Below are 13,517 nucleotides of genomic sequence, written 5' to 3'. Positions count from 1 at the left end.
AGCTACCTTCATGCCCCGGACGATAAACGGCAACCACGCGGGCGTCGATAAGCAAACAACCAGCCTGTGGACAACTACCAGGAGACGTCAACTAACTGTGGACTACTCCGTCACAGAGAACACTCGGGCCGCACGGGTCCCGCCGGAGACGTCGACCTCGCCGACGTCGAACATCTTCGACAGGAAATCGGCCACCCACTGCAGCAGCTCGAGGTCGCGCAGGTTGGGCTGTCCGGCGCCGCGTCCGGCCTTGGGGAAGGACACCTGGACGGCCTTCGCGGCGGCGCGGTAGGTCGATCCCGGGAACAGGCGCTTGAGCCGCACCTGGCGGGAATCGGGCAGCTCCACCGAGCCGATCTTGATGCGGGTTCCTTGGACGATGATCTCGGAGATCCCGGCGCGCCGAGCCTGGTGGCGCAGGCGGGCGACGGCCAGCAGGCGGGAGACGGCCTCGGGGATGGGCCCGTAGCGGTCCTCCATCTCCTCGACGGCCAGGCGCAGATCCTTCTCGTCGGCAGAGGCGGCGAGCTTGCGGTAGACCTCCAGGCGCAGGCGCTCGGAGTTGATGTAGGTCTCGGGGATGTGGGCGTCGACGGGCAGGTCGATGCGGATCTCCTTCGGCCCCTGATCGGTGGCGTCGAGGACCTTGCCGCTGGCCAGCGCCTTGTAGGCCTCGACGGCCTCGCCGACCAGGCGGACGTAGAGGTCGAAGCCGACGCCGGCGATGTGACCGGACTGCTGGGCCCCGAGGACGTTGCCGGCGCCGCGCATCTCGAGGTCCTTCATGGCCACGGCCATGCCGGCGCCGAGGTCGTTGTGCTGGGCGATGGTGGCCAGGCGGTCGTAGGAGTTCTCGGTGAGGTTCGCGCCCTTGGGGTAGAGGAAGTAGGCGTAGCCGCGTTCGCGGGACCGGCCGACGCGCCCGCGCAGCTGGTGGAGCTGGGACAGGCCCATGTGGTGGGCGTTCTCGACGATGAGGGTGTTGGCGTTGGCGATGTCCAGGCCCGTCTCCACGATGGTGGTACAGACGAGCACGTCGTATTCGCGGTCCCAGAATCCCTGGACGGTGCGCTCGAGGATCTCCTCGGACATCTGGCCGTGGGCGACGACGATGCGAGCCTCGGGCACGAGGTCGCGCAGCTCGCGGGCCTTCTTCTCGATGTCGGCGACCTTGTTGTGGATGAAGAAGACCTGGCCGTCGCGAAGCAGCTCGCGGCGGATGGCGGCGGCGATCTGCTTGTCCTCCTGCGCGCCGACGTAGGTGAGTACGGGGTGGCGGTCCTCGGGCGGGGTGAGGATGGTGGTCATCTCGCGGATGCCGGCCATGGACATCTCCAGGGTCCGCGGGATGGGGGTGGCGGACATGGTGAGCACGTCGACATCGGCGCGCAGGGCCTTGATGTGTTCCTTGTGCTCGACGCCGAAGCGCTGTTCCTCGTCGACGACGATGAGCCCGAGGTTCTTCCAGTGCACACCGGTGGCCAGCAGGCGGTGGGTGCCGATGACCACGTCCACCGACCCGTCGGCCAGCCCGGCGATGATCTCCTTCGACTCGGCCGTGGAGGTGAAACGCGACAGTCCGCGCACCTGGACGGGGAAACCGCTCATGCGCTCGACGAAGGTGGACAGGTGCTGCTGGGCGAGCAGCGTCGTGGGCACGAGCACGGCGACCTGTTTGCCGTCCTGCACGGCCTTGAATGCCGCGCGCACGGCGACCTCGGTCTTGCCGTAGCCGACGTCGCCGACGATGACGCGGTCCATGGGGACATTGGATTCCATGTCCTCCTTCACCGCGTCGATGGCCAGCATCTGGTCCTCGGTCTCGACGAAGGGGAAGTTGTCCTCCATCTCCTTCTGCCACGGGCTGTCCGGAGCGAAGGCGTGGCCCGGCGCGGCCTGCCGCTTGGCGTAGAGCTCGACGAGCTCCCCGGCGATCTCGCGGACGGCGGCACGGGCCTTCTTCTTGGTGTTCTTCCAGTCGGAGCCGCCCATCTTCGACAGGGTCGGGGATTCTCCACCGGAGTACTTGCTCAGCAGGTCGAGGGAATCCATGGGGACCCACAGCTGGTCGGCGGGCTGGCCGCGCTTGCTGGCCGCGTACTCGAGGACGATGTACTCGCGTCTCGACGTCTCGTCCCCGGCGTTGATCGTCCGCTCCGCCATCTTGAGGAAGCGGCCGATGCCGTGGGTCTCGTGGACGACAAAGTCCCCGGTTTTCAGCGCCAGGGGGTCGACGCGGTGGCGGCGCCGCGCGGGGCGTCGTTTGGCGCCGGCGATGTCGCCGACGCGGTTGCCGGTCAGGTCGGTCTCGGTGATGACGACGACATCGCGGAACACCAGGCCGGCGTGGCTGAGCGCCTGGTAGAGGGTGACCTCGCCCGGGGAGGGTTCCCAGCCGGGCGTGGCGACGCGGGCGGGCACCCCGGCCTCCGCGAAACGCTCGGTCATGCGCTTGATAGCACCGGGGGCGGGGGCGACGAAGGCGGCGCGCCCGCCGGAGGTGGTGTGGGCGATGAGCAGGTTCATCATCCCGGCGATCTGCTGGACATCACCGCGCGGGGTGGGGCCGGGCTCGAGGTCGAGCGGCAGGGTGTCCGCGTCATCGGCCTCGAACATGCCGGTCGGCGAGAACGTCCACCAGGGCGTGGACGCCCCGGCCTGCAGGGATTCATAGGAACGGTAGGAGGAGGCCTCCAGGTCGAGCCCCTCGACGGCGATGGGTCCGGCCGCGCCCATGGCGGCGGCCTCCCATCCGGCGGCGAGGAACTCGGCGTCGGTGGCCGCGAGGTCGGCGATGCGGGTGCGGATCTTCTCCGGCCCGACGAGCACCACGTGGGTGCGTTCCGGCATGAGGTCCGGCAGGGTCACCAGCTGCGTATCGACGAGCGCCGGAATCAGCGCCTCCATACCGTCCGCCGGGATGCGGTCGGCGACCTTGCTCAGCAGCTCGACGAGGGTGGCGTTGCCCGGGTAGCGGGTGGCCAGCTCGCGGGCGCGCGCGGCGATGGCGTCGGTGATGGGCAGCTCGCGGGCCGGGTAGACGGACACCTCCCCGACCTCGAGCTCGGGGATGGTGCGCTGGTCAGCGACGGAGAACTGGCGGATCTCGGAGACCTCATCACCCCAGAACTCGACGCGGACGGGCTGGTCGGCGGTCGTCGGGAAGATGTCGAGGATGCCGCCGCGGGTGGCGAACTCACCGCGGCGCGCCACCATGTCCACGTGGGAGTAGGCGCGGAAGACGAGCTGCTCGACGAGTGAGGTGAAGTCGTACTCCGCACCTTCGCGCAGGCGGATCGGCTCGCGGCCTTCAACTTCGGGCAGCAGGGGCTGGCAGAAGCCGCGGGCGGCGGTGACGACGACCTTGAGGCGGGCGTCGATAAGCATGTCGAGCACGCGCGCGCGTTGACCCACGATGTCCACGCCCGGGGACAGGCGTTCGTGCGGGAGTGTTTCCCAGGAGGGGAACCAGGCGACCTTGTCGCCGAGCATGGCCCGCAGTTCGGCGGTGAGGTCCTCGGCCTCGCGGCCGGTGGCGGTGACCACCAGGACCGGGGCGTGCTGGGCGAGGGTGCCGATGGCCCACGGGCGGACCTGGTCGATGCCGGTCAGGTGCAGGCGGGGGGTGCCGACGTTGGCGGCGAGCCCCTTGAGCTTCGGATCCTGCGCGGCCGTCTTGAGCAGGCCGGCGAGCATGGGGGTCACTGCTTGTCCTCCAGCTGGGCGGAGACTTCGTCGGTCAGCGTCGGGTGCGACTTCATGCCGGCCAGGCCGTTCCAGCACAGGTTGACGATGTGCGCCGCCACGACCTCCTTCGCCGGCTGCCGTTCATCCAGCCACCACTGGGCGGTCATGGACACCATGCCCACGAGCGCCTGCCCGTAGAGGATGGCCACCTCCGGGTCGAGGCCCTGGCTCTCGAAGGAGCGGCCGAGGATGTGGGAGACCTGCCCGACGGCCGTGTTGAGCAGGGTGGCGTACGACTGGTCCTGGCCCGGGACGAGGTCACGGACGAGGATGAGGAAACCGTCGGTCTCCTCCTCGACATAGGTGAGCAACGCGATGACCGCCTGCTCGACGCGCACGCGGGAGCGCCCCTGCGACAACGCCTGGGTGATGATCTGCTCGAGGCGGATCATCTCCCTGTCGACGACGACCGCGTACAGGCCCTCCTTGCCGCCGAAGTGCTCGTAGACCACCGGCTTGGACACCCCGGCGCGCGCCGCGATCTCCTCCACGCTCGCCCCCTCGAAACCGCGCTCGGCGAAGACCTGGCGGCCGATGGATATGAGCTGTTCACGGCGTTCCTTGCCGGTCATGCGCTGTCGAACCATGCCCACCAGCCTATCTGGTGGCGGAGTTTAAACCACAGCCGCAGGTCGGGTACTCTTAACTACGCCTTTCCCCGTGGTGTAATTGGCAACACTCTGGTTTTTGGTACCAGCTTTCAAGGTTCGAGTCCTTGCGGGGAAGCTAATGATGCGGCCCGTGCCCGGACATCGGCTCCAACGCCGCCTCCTGCCCGGGTTCGACGACCATGAACTGGCCCATCATGCCGTTGTCCTCGTGCATGAGCATGTGGCAGTGGAACATGTAGGGCACCGTGTTGTCGGGGTACCAGCCGAATTCCACGGCCAGCTCGACGCTCGCTCCCGGGGGCAGCGAGACCGTGTCCTTCCAGCCACTGGCCGCCATCTCGGTGACATCGGTGCCGGAGAAACCCAGCACCTTGAAACGCGCGTCGTGGATGTGGAAGTTGTGCGGCCAGTCGGAGTTCTCGTTGGTCACGGTCCACACCTCCGGGCCCTGGTGGTCGACGACGAAGTCGACGCGGTTCATGTCCATGAGCTCGCCGTTGATGCGGAAGGTGTCCAGGGCGAACTCGCGGCGCGGTGCGCCGTCGATGTCCGGGCTTATCGACGCCGCCGTGTCCAACTCCCCCGGCAGCGCCCGCGGCTCCGGCGCGTCCTCGGCGGGGCCGGTGAGGGTGAGCACGGTGAACTGGTCGGCGAAGCCGAAGTCGGGGCTGTTCTCCCCGGTGGGGATGCCGAAGTTGTTGTCCAGGCCGACGGATTCGAGGGTGATCTCCTCCCCCGGTTCCAGATCGACGATGATCTCCACCCGCTCGCCGGGGCTGAGCAGGACGGAGTCGACCTCCTCCGGGGCGGCGAGCAGGCCGGTGTCGGAGGCGATGACGTGGAAGGGGCGGGTATCGCTGAGCGCGAGGTGGTGGAAACGCATCGTCGCGGCGTTGATGACGCGCAGGCGCACCCGGCGGGTCTGCGCCTGGAATTTCGAGTTGGTGATGCCGTTGACCACGGGGGTGTCGCCGAGGAGCCCGAAGGTGGGGTCGACCTCCTCGTCGAGGGAGCCGTCCTCGTGGAACTTCGCGTCGGCGATGATGACGGGAATGTCATCCACCCCGTACTCGTGCGGCAGGTCGAGACGCTCGGAGACGTCGTCGTCGAGGATGAACATGCCGGCCAGGCCGCGGTAGCAGTGCAGGGCCGTGACCTCGTGCGGGTGCGGGTGATACCAGAGGGTGGCGGCGGGCTGCTCCACCGTCCACTCCGGGGTCCACGCCTCACCAGGCTCGATGGGAGAATGCGGCCCGCCGTCCGCCCAGGCCGGGAGCTTCATGCCGTGCCAGTGGATGGTGGTCATCTCTTCGAGGCCATTGGTGATGTCGACGGTGATGTCCTCGCCGCGGCGGGCCCGGAAGGTGGGGCCGAGGTGATCGCCGTTGAACCCCCAGGTGGGCGTGGATACGCCCGGGAGGATCTCGGCGGAGCCGGTCTGGGTGCTCACCTGGAAGTGACGGCGGCCGTCGATAAGCTCGCCCTCGTAGAGGGGCGGGATGGGCAACGGGCGCGGATCACCGTCGTAGCCGCGGGGTTCCGGCTGGTCACTGCGGGAGCAGGCGACCGCCGTCGCTCCGGCGAGGAGGACGGCGGCACCGCGGAAGAAGGTACGTCGGGTGAAGCGGGAGGTCATGCCCCCAGGGTAGCGGCCAGCTCCGAGTGGTAACGACGGGTGGTCTCCGGGTGCGCCCGCAGGCGGGACTTGAGGGTATTGAGGCCGGAGATGTCGAAGATCTCCTGGTCATTCATGTCGCGGCCCAGACCGCGGGCCGCGGCGGCCAGTTCTGCGGGCAGGTCGATGCGGGGGAAGCGGGCGTCGAGGTTCGGGGTGAGGAAGAAGGGGATGGAGAACCGCGCCGTGCCCGGAGCTGAGGGCAGCACGCGGTGCGGGGTGGAGATGAAATAGCCGTCGGTCGCGGCCTCCAGGAGTTCACCGATGTTGACGATGAACAGGTCCGGCAGCGCCTCCACATCGAACCATTCGCCGTCGCGCTGCACCTGGAGCCCGGTGGACCCCTCCTCGGGCAGGAGCAGGGTGAGCACGCCGGCGTCGTGGTGCGCCCCGACCCCCTGCCCGGCCTGTCCCTCGGGTGCCGGGTAGTGGGCGAGCTTCATCATCGGGTGCGGGTGGTCGAAGATGGCGTCGAAGTAGTCCGGCGCCTGCCCCAGCGACACGGCCCACGCGCGCAGCAGTTCGAGGCCGACCTCGGAGAGGCGGTTCTGCCAGTCATTGATGAGCGGCCTCATCTGCGGCAGCGCGCTCGGCCAGGGGTTCGGCCCCTCCAGGACGCGCCAGGGGCGCTCCTCCACCCCGTCCGACCAGGCGGGGCGGTCGGCGCCGTAGTCGATCTGCTCGCGCCAGTCGGTCTTGCCCTGGGTGAACTCTTCGCCGAGACGGGAGTAGCCGCGGTAGTGCGGGTTGTCCGTGAAGGCGATCTCCTCCTTCGCCTCCTGCGGGAGGGCGAAGAAGTCCTTGGCCACGGTGAACATCTCCGCCTGCAGCTCGGTGGGGATGCCGTGGTCGGCGAGGTAGAAGAAGCCGATCTCGTGGGTGACCTCGCGCAGGCGGGCGATCTCTGCGTGGTCGGCGTCGAGAAGCTTGGCCAGGGAGATGATGGGCAGGGTCATGGTGTCCTCTTTAGGTGAAATAGACTGCTTTGTCTGGAAAGGTTAGGGGATACCGGGACGCGCGGGTGCCTTTTATTCACCGGCGACGGGGACCACGGCCGACCCGAAACGCTCCCGGATCCAGTCGGCGGTCTCCGCGGAGGTCAGCGCCTCCACGAGAGCCGTCACCCGCGGATCATCGACGGAATCCGACGCCGCCACGACGATGTTGGCGTAGGGGTTGCCCGCCGGCGACTCGGCGATGAGTCCGTCGGCGACCGGGTCATACCCGGCCTCCAGCGCGAAGTTGGAGTTGATCACCGCGGCGGACACGGTGGGGTCATCCAGCGAGCGGGCGGCCAGTTCATCCTCGACCGGGAGGAACTCGAAGTTGCGCGGATTGTCCGTGATCGAGGCGAGGGTGATCTGCGAGACCGCGCCGGGATCCAGCTCGCCGTCGAGGGTGAGCAGGCCGTGGTCCTGGAGAAGCAGCAGACCACGGGCGAAATTGCTGGGGCTGCGGGGAAGGACGATGCGGGCACCGTCCGGCAACTCCGACAGCGCGGCGTGCTTCTCCGAGTACAGGGAGATCGGCTCGATGTGGACCGGCGCGAGCACCTCCACCCCGCCGAGCCCGGTCTGATCCTGCCAGTCGAGCAGGTAGGGCTCGTGCTGGAAGAAATTGACGGGAACGCTGCCGTTGGCCACCGCGGCGTTGGCCTCCGGCCCACCGGTGACGATGGAGATGTCGAGTTCGTAGGCGTCGTCGCGCTCGTCGACCCACTCGAGGATCTCGGCATGCGGCGTCGAGGCGGCGAGCACCCCGAGCGGCGCGCCGGGGTCATCCGCCGCGGAACTGGTGGAGCAGGCGCTGAGCGCCCCGGCGGCGAGGAGGGCGGTGAGGGTGAGGGCGGCATGTCGCATGATCTGGACCTTTCGTGAACGTTGTTGTCCGCTCAGACTAGACCGCTCGGTACAAATCGGGCCGCTTTAGTTTCAGCACTACAGTGGACCCACGTGAGCACCCCCGCCCGAGAAGAACACGCCGCCCGCCGTTTCATCTGGTCCAACGGCTTGCAGGGCGTCGGCGACCAGATCGTCGCCGCCAAGACGGTCCTGCCCTGGCTGCTGCAGGCCGCCGGCGCCCCGGGATTCTTCATCGCGCTGCTGGTGCCCATCCGGGAGGCCGGATCCATGCTTCCCCAGGCCGCGTTCACCCCGTGGGTGACCACGCAGCGCTCCCGCAAGCGCATCTGGGTCATCGGCTCCCTCGGCCAGGCGGTGGCCGCCGCGCTCATCGGCCTCAGTGCGCTGCTGCTGTCCGGCGCCGCCCTCGGCCTCGCGGTCACCGGCCTGCTCGCCGTCCTCGCGGTGTTCCGCTCCCTGTGCTCCATCGCGTCGAAGGACGTGCAGGGACGCACCATCTCCAAGGGGCGACGCGGTGTGATCACGGGCCGGGCGGCCGCGGTCGGCGGGGCCGTGGCCCTGGCGGTCGGACTGCTGCTCGAATACATCGGCACCCCCGTTCCCACGTGGATCCTCGCCGGCCTCATCTTCGCTTCCGCCGCCGCCTGGGCGATCGCGGCGATCGTGTTCCACACCATCGACGAACCGGTCTCCGAGCAGGAACCCCGGGGCATGGAACGCGACTGGTGGGCCGACACGTGGGGGCTGTTCACCGGCGACCGGGAATTCCGCCGCTTCGTCATCGTCCGTTCCCTGCTGCTGGTCTCTGCGCTGTCGACGGCGTTCATCGTCACCCTCAGCCAGGACATCGGTTACGGGTTGACCGGCCTCGGGGCCTTCCTCATCGCCTCGGGCCTGGCCTCGGTGGTCGGCGGCCGGATCTCCGGCGTCTGGTCCGACACCTCCTCCCGCACCGTCATGGCTTACGGCGCCCTGGCCTCCTCCCTGGTCATCATCGGCCTGGTGGCGGCTGCCGCGTGGCTGCCCGGCGAGCTCAACGCCTGGGTGTTCCCCCTCGGCTTCTTCCTCGTCAACCTCGCCCACACCGCCATCCGGGTGGCGCGCAAGACCTACATCGTCGACATGGCCGAGGGGGACACCCGCACCCGCTACGTCGGCGCCGCCAACACCCTCATGGGAGTCATTCTGCTGCTCATCGGTGCGGTCTCCGGCGCGGTCGCCCAGCTGGGCCCCAGCGCCGCCCTGCTCTTCCTCGCCGCCATCGGCCTGGTGGGCGTGGTGTACGCGCGGCGGCTGCGGGATGTCTCCGCCCCCGCGTGAGCAACGCGGCGTCGATAAGCACAGCGCGCCACCCCCCGGCTTATATGCTTGATGCGACACCGGCTACGCCCACAAGGAGATAATCCGTGCCCACTAACACCGACTGCGCCGTGGTGGTACTTGCCGCGGGGGCAGGCACCCGCATGAAGTCGACCACCCAGAAGACACTCCACCAGATCGGTGGTCGGACCCTGCTGTCCCACGCCCTGCATGCTGCGGCGGGCATTGATCCGCAGCACATCGTGGCGGTCGTGGGGCACCAGCGTGACCAGGTCTCCCCCGCCGTCGACGCCGTCGCCGCCGACCTGGGCCGCGACGTCCTGCAGGCGGTCCAGGAGGAGCAGAACGGCACCGGCCACGCCGTGCAGTGCGGCCTGGAGCCGATCCCGGAGTTCAATGGTGCGGTCATCGTCACCAACGGCGACGTCCCCCTGCTCACCGCCGACACCCTGCGCCGGCTTCTCGACGCCCACACCTCCTCCCCCACCGCCGTCACCGTGCTGACCATGCGTCTCGACGACCCGACCGGTTACGGCCGCATCGTCCGCAACGCCGACGGTGAGGTCACCGCCATCGTCGAGCAGAAGGACGGCACCCCCGACCAGCTGGAGATCGACGAGGTCAACTCCGGCGTCTTCGCCTTCGACGGCGCCATCCTCCGCGACGCCCTCGGCCAGCTGGACTCCAACAACGCCCAGGGCGAGCTCTACCTCACCGATGTCCTCGGCATCGCCCGCACCGCCGGCCACCCGGTCCGCGCCCACATCGCCGAGGACCCCCGCGAGCTGGCCGGCGTCAACGACCGCGTGCAGCTGGCCGAGGCCGGCCGCGAACTCAACCGCCGGACCGTCGAGGCCGCCATGCGCGGCGGCGCCACGGTCATCGACCCGGCCACCACCTTCATCGGAGTCGAGGTCACCGTCGGCAGCGACGTAATTATCCACCCCGGCACCCAGCTGTGGGGGAACACCTCCATCGGCGACAATGCGGTCATCGGCCCCGACACCACTCTCACCGACGTGAAGGTGGGGGCCGGGGCATCCGTCATCCGCACCCACGGCGAGAGCTCCGAGATCGGTGCCGACGCCACGGTCGGGCCGTTCACCTACATCCGCCCCAAGACCGTCGTCGGTGACGGCGGCAAGCTCGGCGGCTTCGTCGAGGCCAAGAACGCCCAGATCGGCCGCGGGTCCAAGGTGCCGCACCTGACCTACATCGGCGACGCCACCGTGGGCGAGGAATCCAACATCGGCGCCTCCTCCGTCTTCGTCAACTACGACGGGGTGAACAAGCACCACACCACCATCGGATCGCATGTGCGCACCGGCTCGGACACCATGTTCATCGCTCCGGTCAACGTCGGTGACGGCGCCTACTCGGGGGCGGGTACAGTTATTCGCGAGGACGTTCCCCCGGGAGCCCTCGCCGTGTCCGGTGGACCTCAGCGCAACATCGAGGGCTGGGTCGAGAAGAAACGACCCGGTAGCCCCGCCGCCCGCGCGGCGCAGGCTGCCCGGGAATCCCGGGACGCTGACAACGCAACCGACCAGGAAGGTTAAGCGGCACATCATGACTGCCCACTGGACCGAGAGCCACAAGAACATGATGCTGTTCTCCGGGCGTGCACACCCGGAGCTCGGCGAGGCTGTGGCCCGTGAGCTCGACTACGAGCTCACCCCCACCACAGCCCGTGACTTCGCCAACGGCGAGATCTTCATCCGCTTCGAGGAGTCCGTGCGTGGCGCCGACTGCTTCGTCATCCAGTCGCACACCCAGCCGCTGAACAAGTGGCTCATGGAGCAGCTGATCATGATCGACGCACTCAAGCGTGGCTCCGCCAAGCGCATCACCGCGATCCTGCCGTTCTACCCCTACGCGCGCCAGGACAAGAAGCACCGCGGCCGCGAGCCGATCTCCGCCCGCCTGGTCGCCGATCTGCTCGCCACCGCCGGCGCGGACCGCATCGTGTCCGTGGATCTGCACACCGATCAGATCCAGGGCTTCTTCGACGGCCCGGTGGATCACATGCACGCCATGCCGATCCTCACCGACTACATCATGAGCAAGTACTCCATGGAGAACCTGTGCGTGGTCTCCCCCGATGCCGGTCGTGTGAAGGTCGCAGAGAAGTGGGCCAACACCCTCGGTGGCGCCCCGATGGCCTTCGTGCACAAGACCCGCAGCGTGGACGTGGCCAACGAGGTCGTGTCCAACCGCGTCGTCGGTGATGTCGAGGGCAAGGACTGCATTCTTCTCGACGACATGATCGACACCGGCGGCACCATCGCCGGTGCGGTGCGCGTGCTCAAGGAGTCCGGCGCCAAGTCCGTCGTCATCGCCTGCACCCACGGTGTCTTCTCCGACCCGGCCCGCGAGCGCCTCTCCGAGTGCGGCGCGGAGGAGGTCATCACCACCGACACCCTGCCGCAGTCCACCGAGGGCTGGAAGAACCTCACCGTCTTGTCCATCGCTCCGCTGCTGGCCAAGACGATCCACGAGATCTTCGAGAACGGCTCGGTGACCACCCTCTTCGAGGGCGACGCCTAAAGGTCGCTTATCGACGCCCGGCCACCCCACCAGGGGTGGTCCACTGGAGGGCGGCGGCCAGCAGGAGCGCGGCCGCCGCCACCCAGAACGCCGCCGGGCCGATGCCCAGGTAGATGGGCAGAAACAGCACCGGGGCGGCCGCGGAGCCGAAGAAGCGGAACGCCTGGACCGTGGAGATGAGCGAGGATCCGCCCGGCGCGTTGATCACCGCCAGGTTGACCGTCGCCTGGATGCCCTGGCCCGCGGCCACAGCGAGAGCCCACACCGCGGCCGCCGCCACAGCCCACGGCGCGACCGGCAGCAGGAACAGTGCCACAGCCGCCAGCGCGGAGCTGGCCACCAGGACGGTGCGGGTGCCGTAGCGGTCGGCCATGGAACCGATGCGTCGCGACGCGAAGAACGCCGCCGCACCACCGCACATGACCACCAGGCCGCGACCCACAGGGCCGAGGCCAAAGGCGTCGCCGACCTGCAGGGCCGTGAGGAATCCCAGGCCGATGATGCCCACGCCGACGATGAAACCGGTGACCATGTGGATGATCGTCGGCCCCCACTGGACGCGGCCGCTCACCTTCTGCGGGGAGGTCGCCGGCGGGGGCACCACGGGCAGGCGAGCCAGGAGGATGAACGCCGCCGAGGCTGCGGTGACCAGGAAGGTCAGGCGCCAACTCACCAGGGAGGAAAGCCCGGAGACCAGAGGTGCCGAGAGCATGCCGAGCGACTGCATCGCCGCGTACGTGCCCAGTGCCTTGCCCAGCTCCGCCGGCGGGGCGAGCTCACGGAGGATGTTCTGCAGTACCGGGGTGGTGAAGGCGTTGGCGACACCAATCGTGGAGTAGCACAGGAGAAACAGCGGCCACGAGGGCGTGACCAGCAGAAGCAGCGCCATGGGCAGCGTGACGGCGTAGGCCGCCCACACCACCTTGTGCGGGTGGATGCCGCGGACCAGCCGCCCGGAGACGAGCATCATCACGGAAAACGGCAGCAGATAGGCGGTCATCGTCCAGGCGGCATGCGCGACGCTGATGCCGAAGGTCTCCGCGAACTCCGGCAGCACCACGGCGAGTGCCTGCCCGGTGAAGGGTCCGACGAACCCGCCCACCAGGATCGCCGCCATCTGCAGTCTTCTCATGACTCCTAAACTTAAGGGGTGATCACCGCACCCATCGAATCGACGCTCCGCCCCCTGGCCGATCCCGACCGGGCCGCGGGCATGGCCGCCTACATGCGCGACCAGTTCCCCTTCCTCGGGGTGGCGACACCGGTGCGTCGGAAAGCGGTGCGCGGCCTGCTGCCCCGGCGGCTCGACAGGGAGCTTGTCGACACCCTCTTCGCCCTCCCTGAGCGAGAATTCCACTACGTCGCCTGCGACCACCTGCGACAGGTTCCGCTGGAGTCCGCAGCTGCGGACTTTCTGCGCTCGGTGGTGACGACAAAGCCGTGGTGGGACACCGTCGACGCCTTGGCTAAGCCGGTGGGCCGCGCCTGCACACCCGAGCAGATGCGGCAGTGGGCGCGCGACGACAACCTCTGGGTGCGCAGGGTGGCGGTGCTGCACCAGCTGGGACGTCGAGAAGCAACGGACACGGAGCTGCTCGGCGAGCTCCTCGCGGCGAACCTGGGGTCCGGCGAGTTCTTCATCGACAAGGCGATCGGGTGGGCGCTGCGCGAGTACTCCAAGACGGACCCGGGGTGGGTGCGGACGTTCCTCGACGAACACGAGGTGGCGGCGCTGACCCGGCGGGAGGGGTCGAA

The 13,517-nt window shown here is 68.6% G+C and carries 10 protein-coding genes; 4 read left to right on the top strand and 6 right to left on the bottom strand.

Translation table 11 applies throughout. The annotated features are described in order from the left end of the window. Positions 1-102: 102 nt before the first annotated feature. The 5 genes from mfd to Q4F73_RS08240 all read right to left on the bottom strand — a co-directional run bounded on the left by mfd (position 103) and on the right by Q4F73_RS08240 (position 7,892). A complete protein-coding gene (gene mfd / locus Q4F73_RS08260; protein WP_303358876.1) occupies positions 103-3,696 on the bottom strand; it encodes a transcription-repair coupling factor in 3,594 nt (1,197 codons plus the stop codon). A 5-nt stretch (positions 3,697-3,701) separates the two neighbouring features. Continuing rightward, positions 3,702-4,334 carry a TetR/AcrR family transcriptional regulator gene (locus Q4F73_RS08255; RefSeq protein ID WP_303358873.1) on the bottom strand — a complete coding sequence of 211 codons (633 nt, stop codon included), beginning with the start codon at positions 4,332-4,334 and terminating at the stop codon, positions 3,702-3,704. Positions 4,335-4,473: 139 nt separating this feature from the next. Beyond that, the gene (locus Q4F73_RS08250) at positions 4,474-5,994 is read right to left on the bottom strand and encodes a multicopper oxidase family protein (RefSeq protein ID WP_303358872.1); all 1,521 of its coding nucleotides are present in this window, start codon (positions 5,992-5,994) and stop codon (positions 4,474-4,476) included. Next, on the bottom strand, positions 5,991-6,989 hold the full coding sequence (locus Q4F73_RS08245) for an isopenicillin N synthase family oxygenase (protein WP_303358871.1): 999 nt from the start codon (positions 6,987-6,989) through the stop codon (positions 5,991-5,993). The genes Q4F73_RS08250 and Q4F73_RS08245 overlap by 4 nt, the downstream gene beginning before the upstream one ends. A 72-nt stretch (positions 6,990-7,061) precedes the next feature. After that, positions 7,062-7,892, bottom strand: coding sequence for a MetQ/NlpA family ABC transporter substrate-binding protein (locus Q4F73_RS08240; protein WP_303358870.1), 831 nt, complete (start codon positions 7,890-7,892; stop codon positions 7,062-7,064). A 93-nt stretch (positions 7,893-7,985) separates the two neighbouring features. On the opposite strand from Q4F73_RS08240, the gene Q4F73_RS08235 reads away from it, so the two are divergent. From Q4F73_RS08235 to Q4F73_RS08225, 3 genes are all read left to right on the top strand, one after another. Next, a complete protein-coding gene (locus tag Q4F73_RS08235; protein ID WP_303358869.1) occupies positions 7,986-9,215 on the top strand; it encodes an MFS transporter in 1,230 nt (409 codons plus the stop codon). An 86-nt stretch (positions 9,216-9,301) separates the two neighbouring features. Beyond that, positions 9,302-10,774 carry a bifunctional UDP-N-acetylglucosamine diphosphorylase/glucosamine-1-phosphate N-acetyltransferase GlmU gene (gene glmU / locus Q4F73_RS08230; protein WP_368660520.1) on the top strand — a complete coding sequence of 491 codons (1,473 nt, stop codon included), beginning with the start codon at positions 9,302-9,304 and terminating at the stop codon, positions 10,772-10,774. Between the two features lie 10 nt (positions 10,775-10,784). Next, positions 10,785-11,762, top strand: coding sequence for a ribose-phosphate diphosphokinase (locus tag Q4F73_RS08225; RefSeq protein ID WP_303358868.1), 978 nt, complete (start codon positions 10,785-10,787; stop codon positions 11,760-11,762). A 7-nt stretch (positions 11,763-11,769) separates the two neighbouring features. Here the strand turns inward: Q4F73_RS08225 and Q4F73_RS08220 are convergent, their stop codons facing one another. Then, the gene (locus tag Q4F73_RS08220; protein ID WP_303358867.1) at positions 11,770-12,894 is read right to left on the bottom strand and encodes an MFS transporter; all 1,125 of its coding nucleotides are present in this window, start codon (positions 12,892-12,894) and stop codon (positions 11,770-11,772) included. Between the two features lie 18 nt (positions 12,895-12,912). Between Q4F73_RS08220 and Q4F73_RS08215 the strand changes: the two genes are divergently transcribed. Continuing rightward, on the top strand, positions 12,913-13,517 hold a 605-nt coding region (locus tag Q4F73_RS08215; RefSeq protein WP_368660519.1), incomplete at its 3' end, for a DNA alkylation repair protein.

The organism is Corynebacterium sp., from assembly GCF_030535495.1.
Classification (GTDB): Bacteria; Actinomycetota; Actinomycetes; order Mycobacteriales; family Mycobacteriaceae; genus Corynebacterium.
Note: the sequence above shows the minus strand (reverse complement) of the source record. Positions and strands in the feature narration are given on the sequence as shown.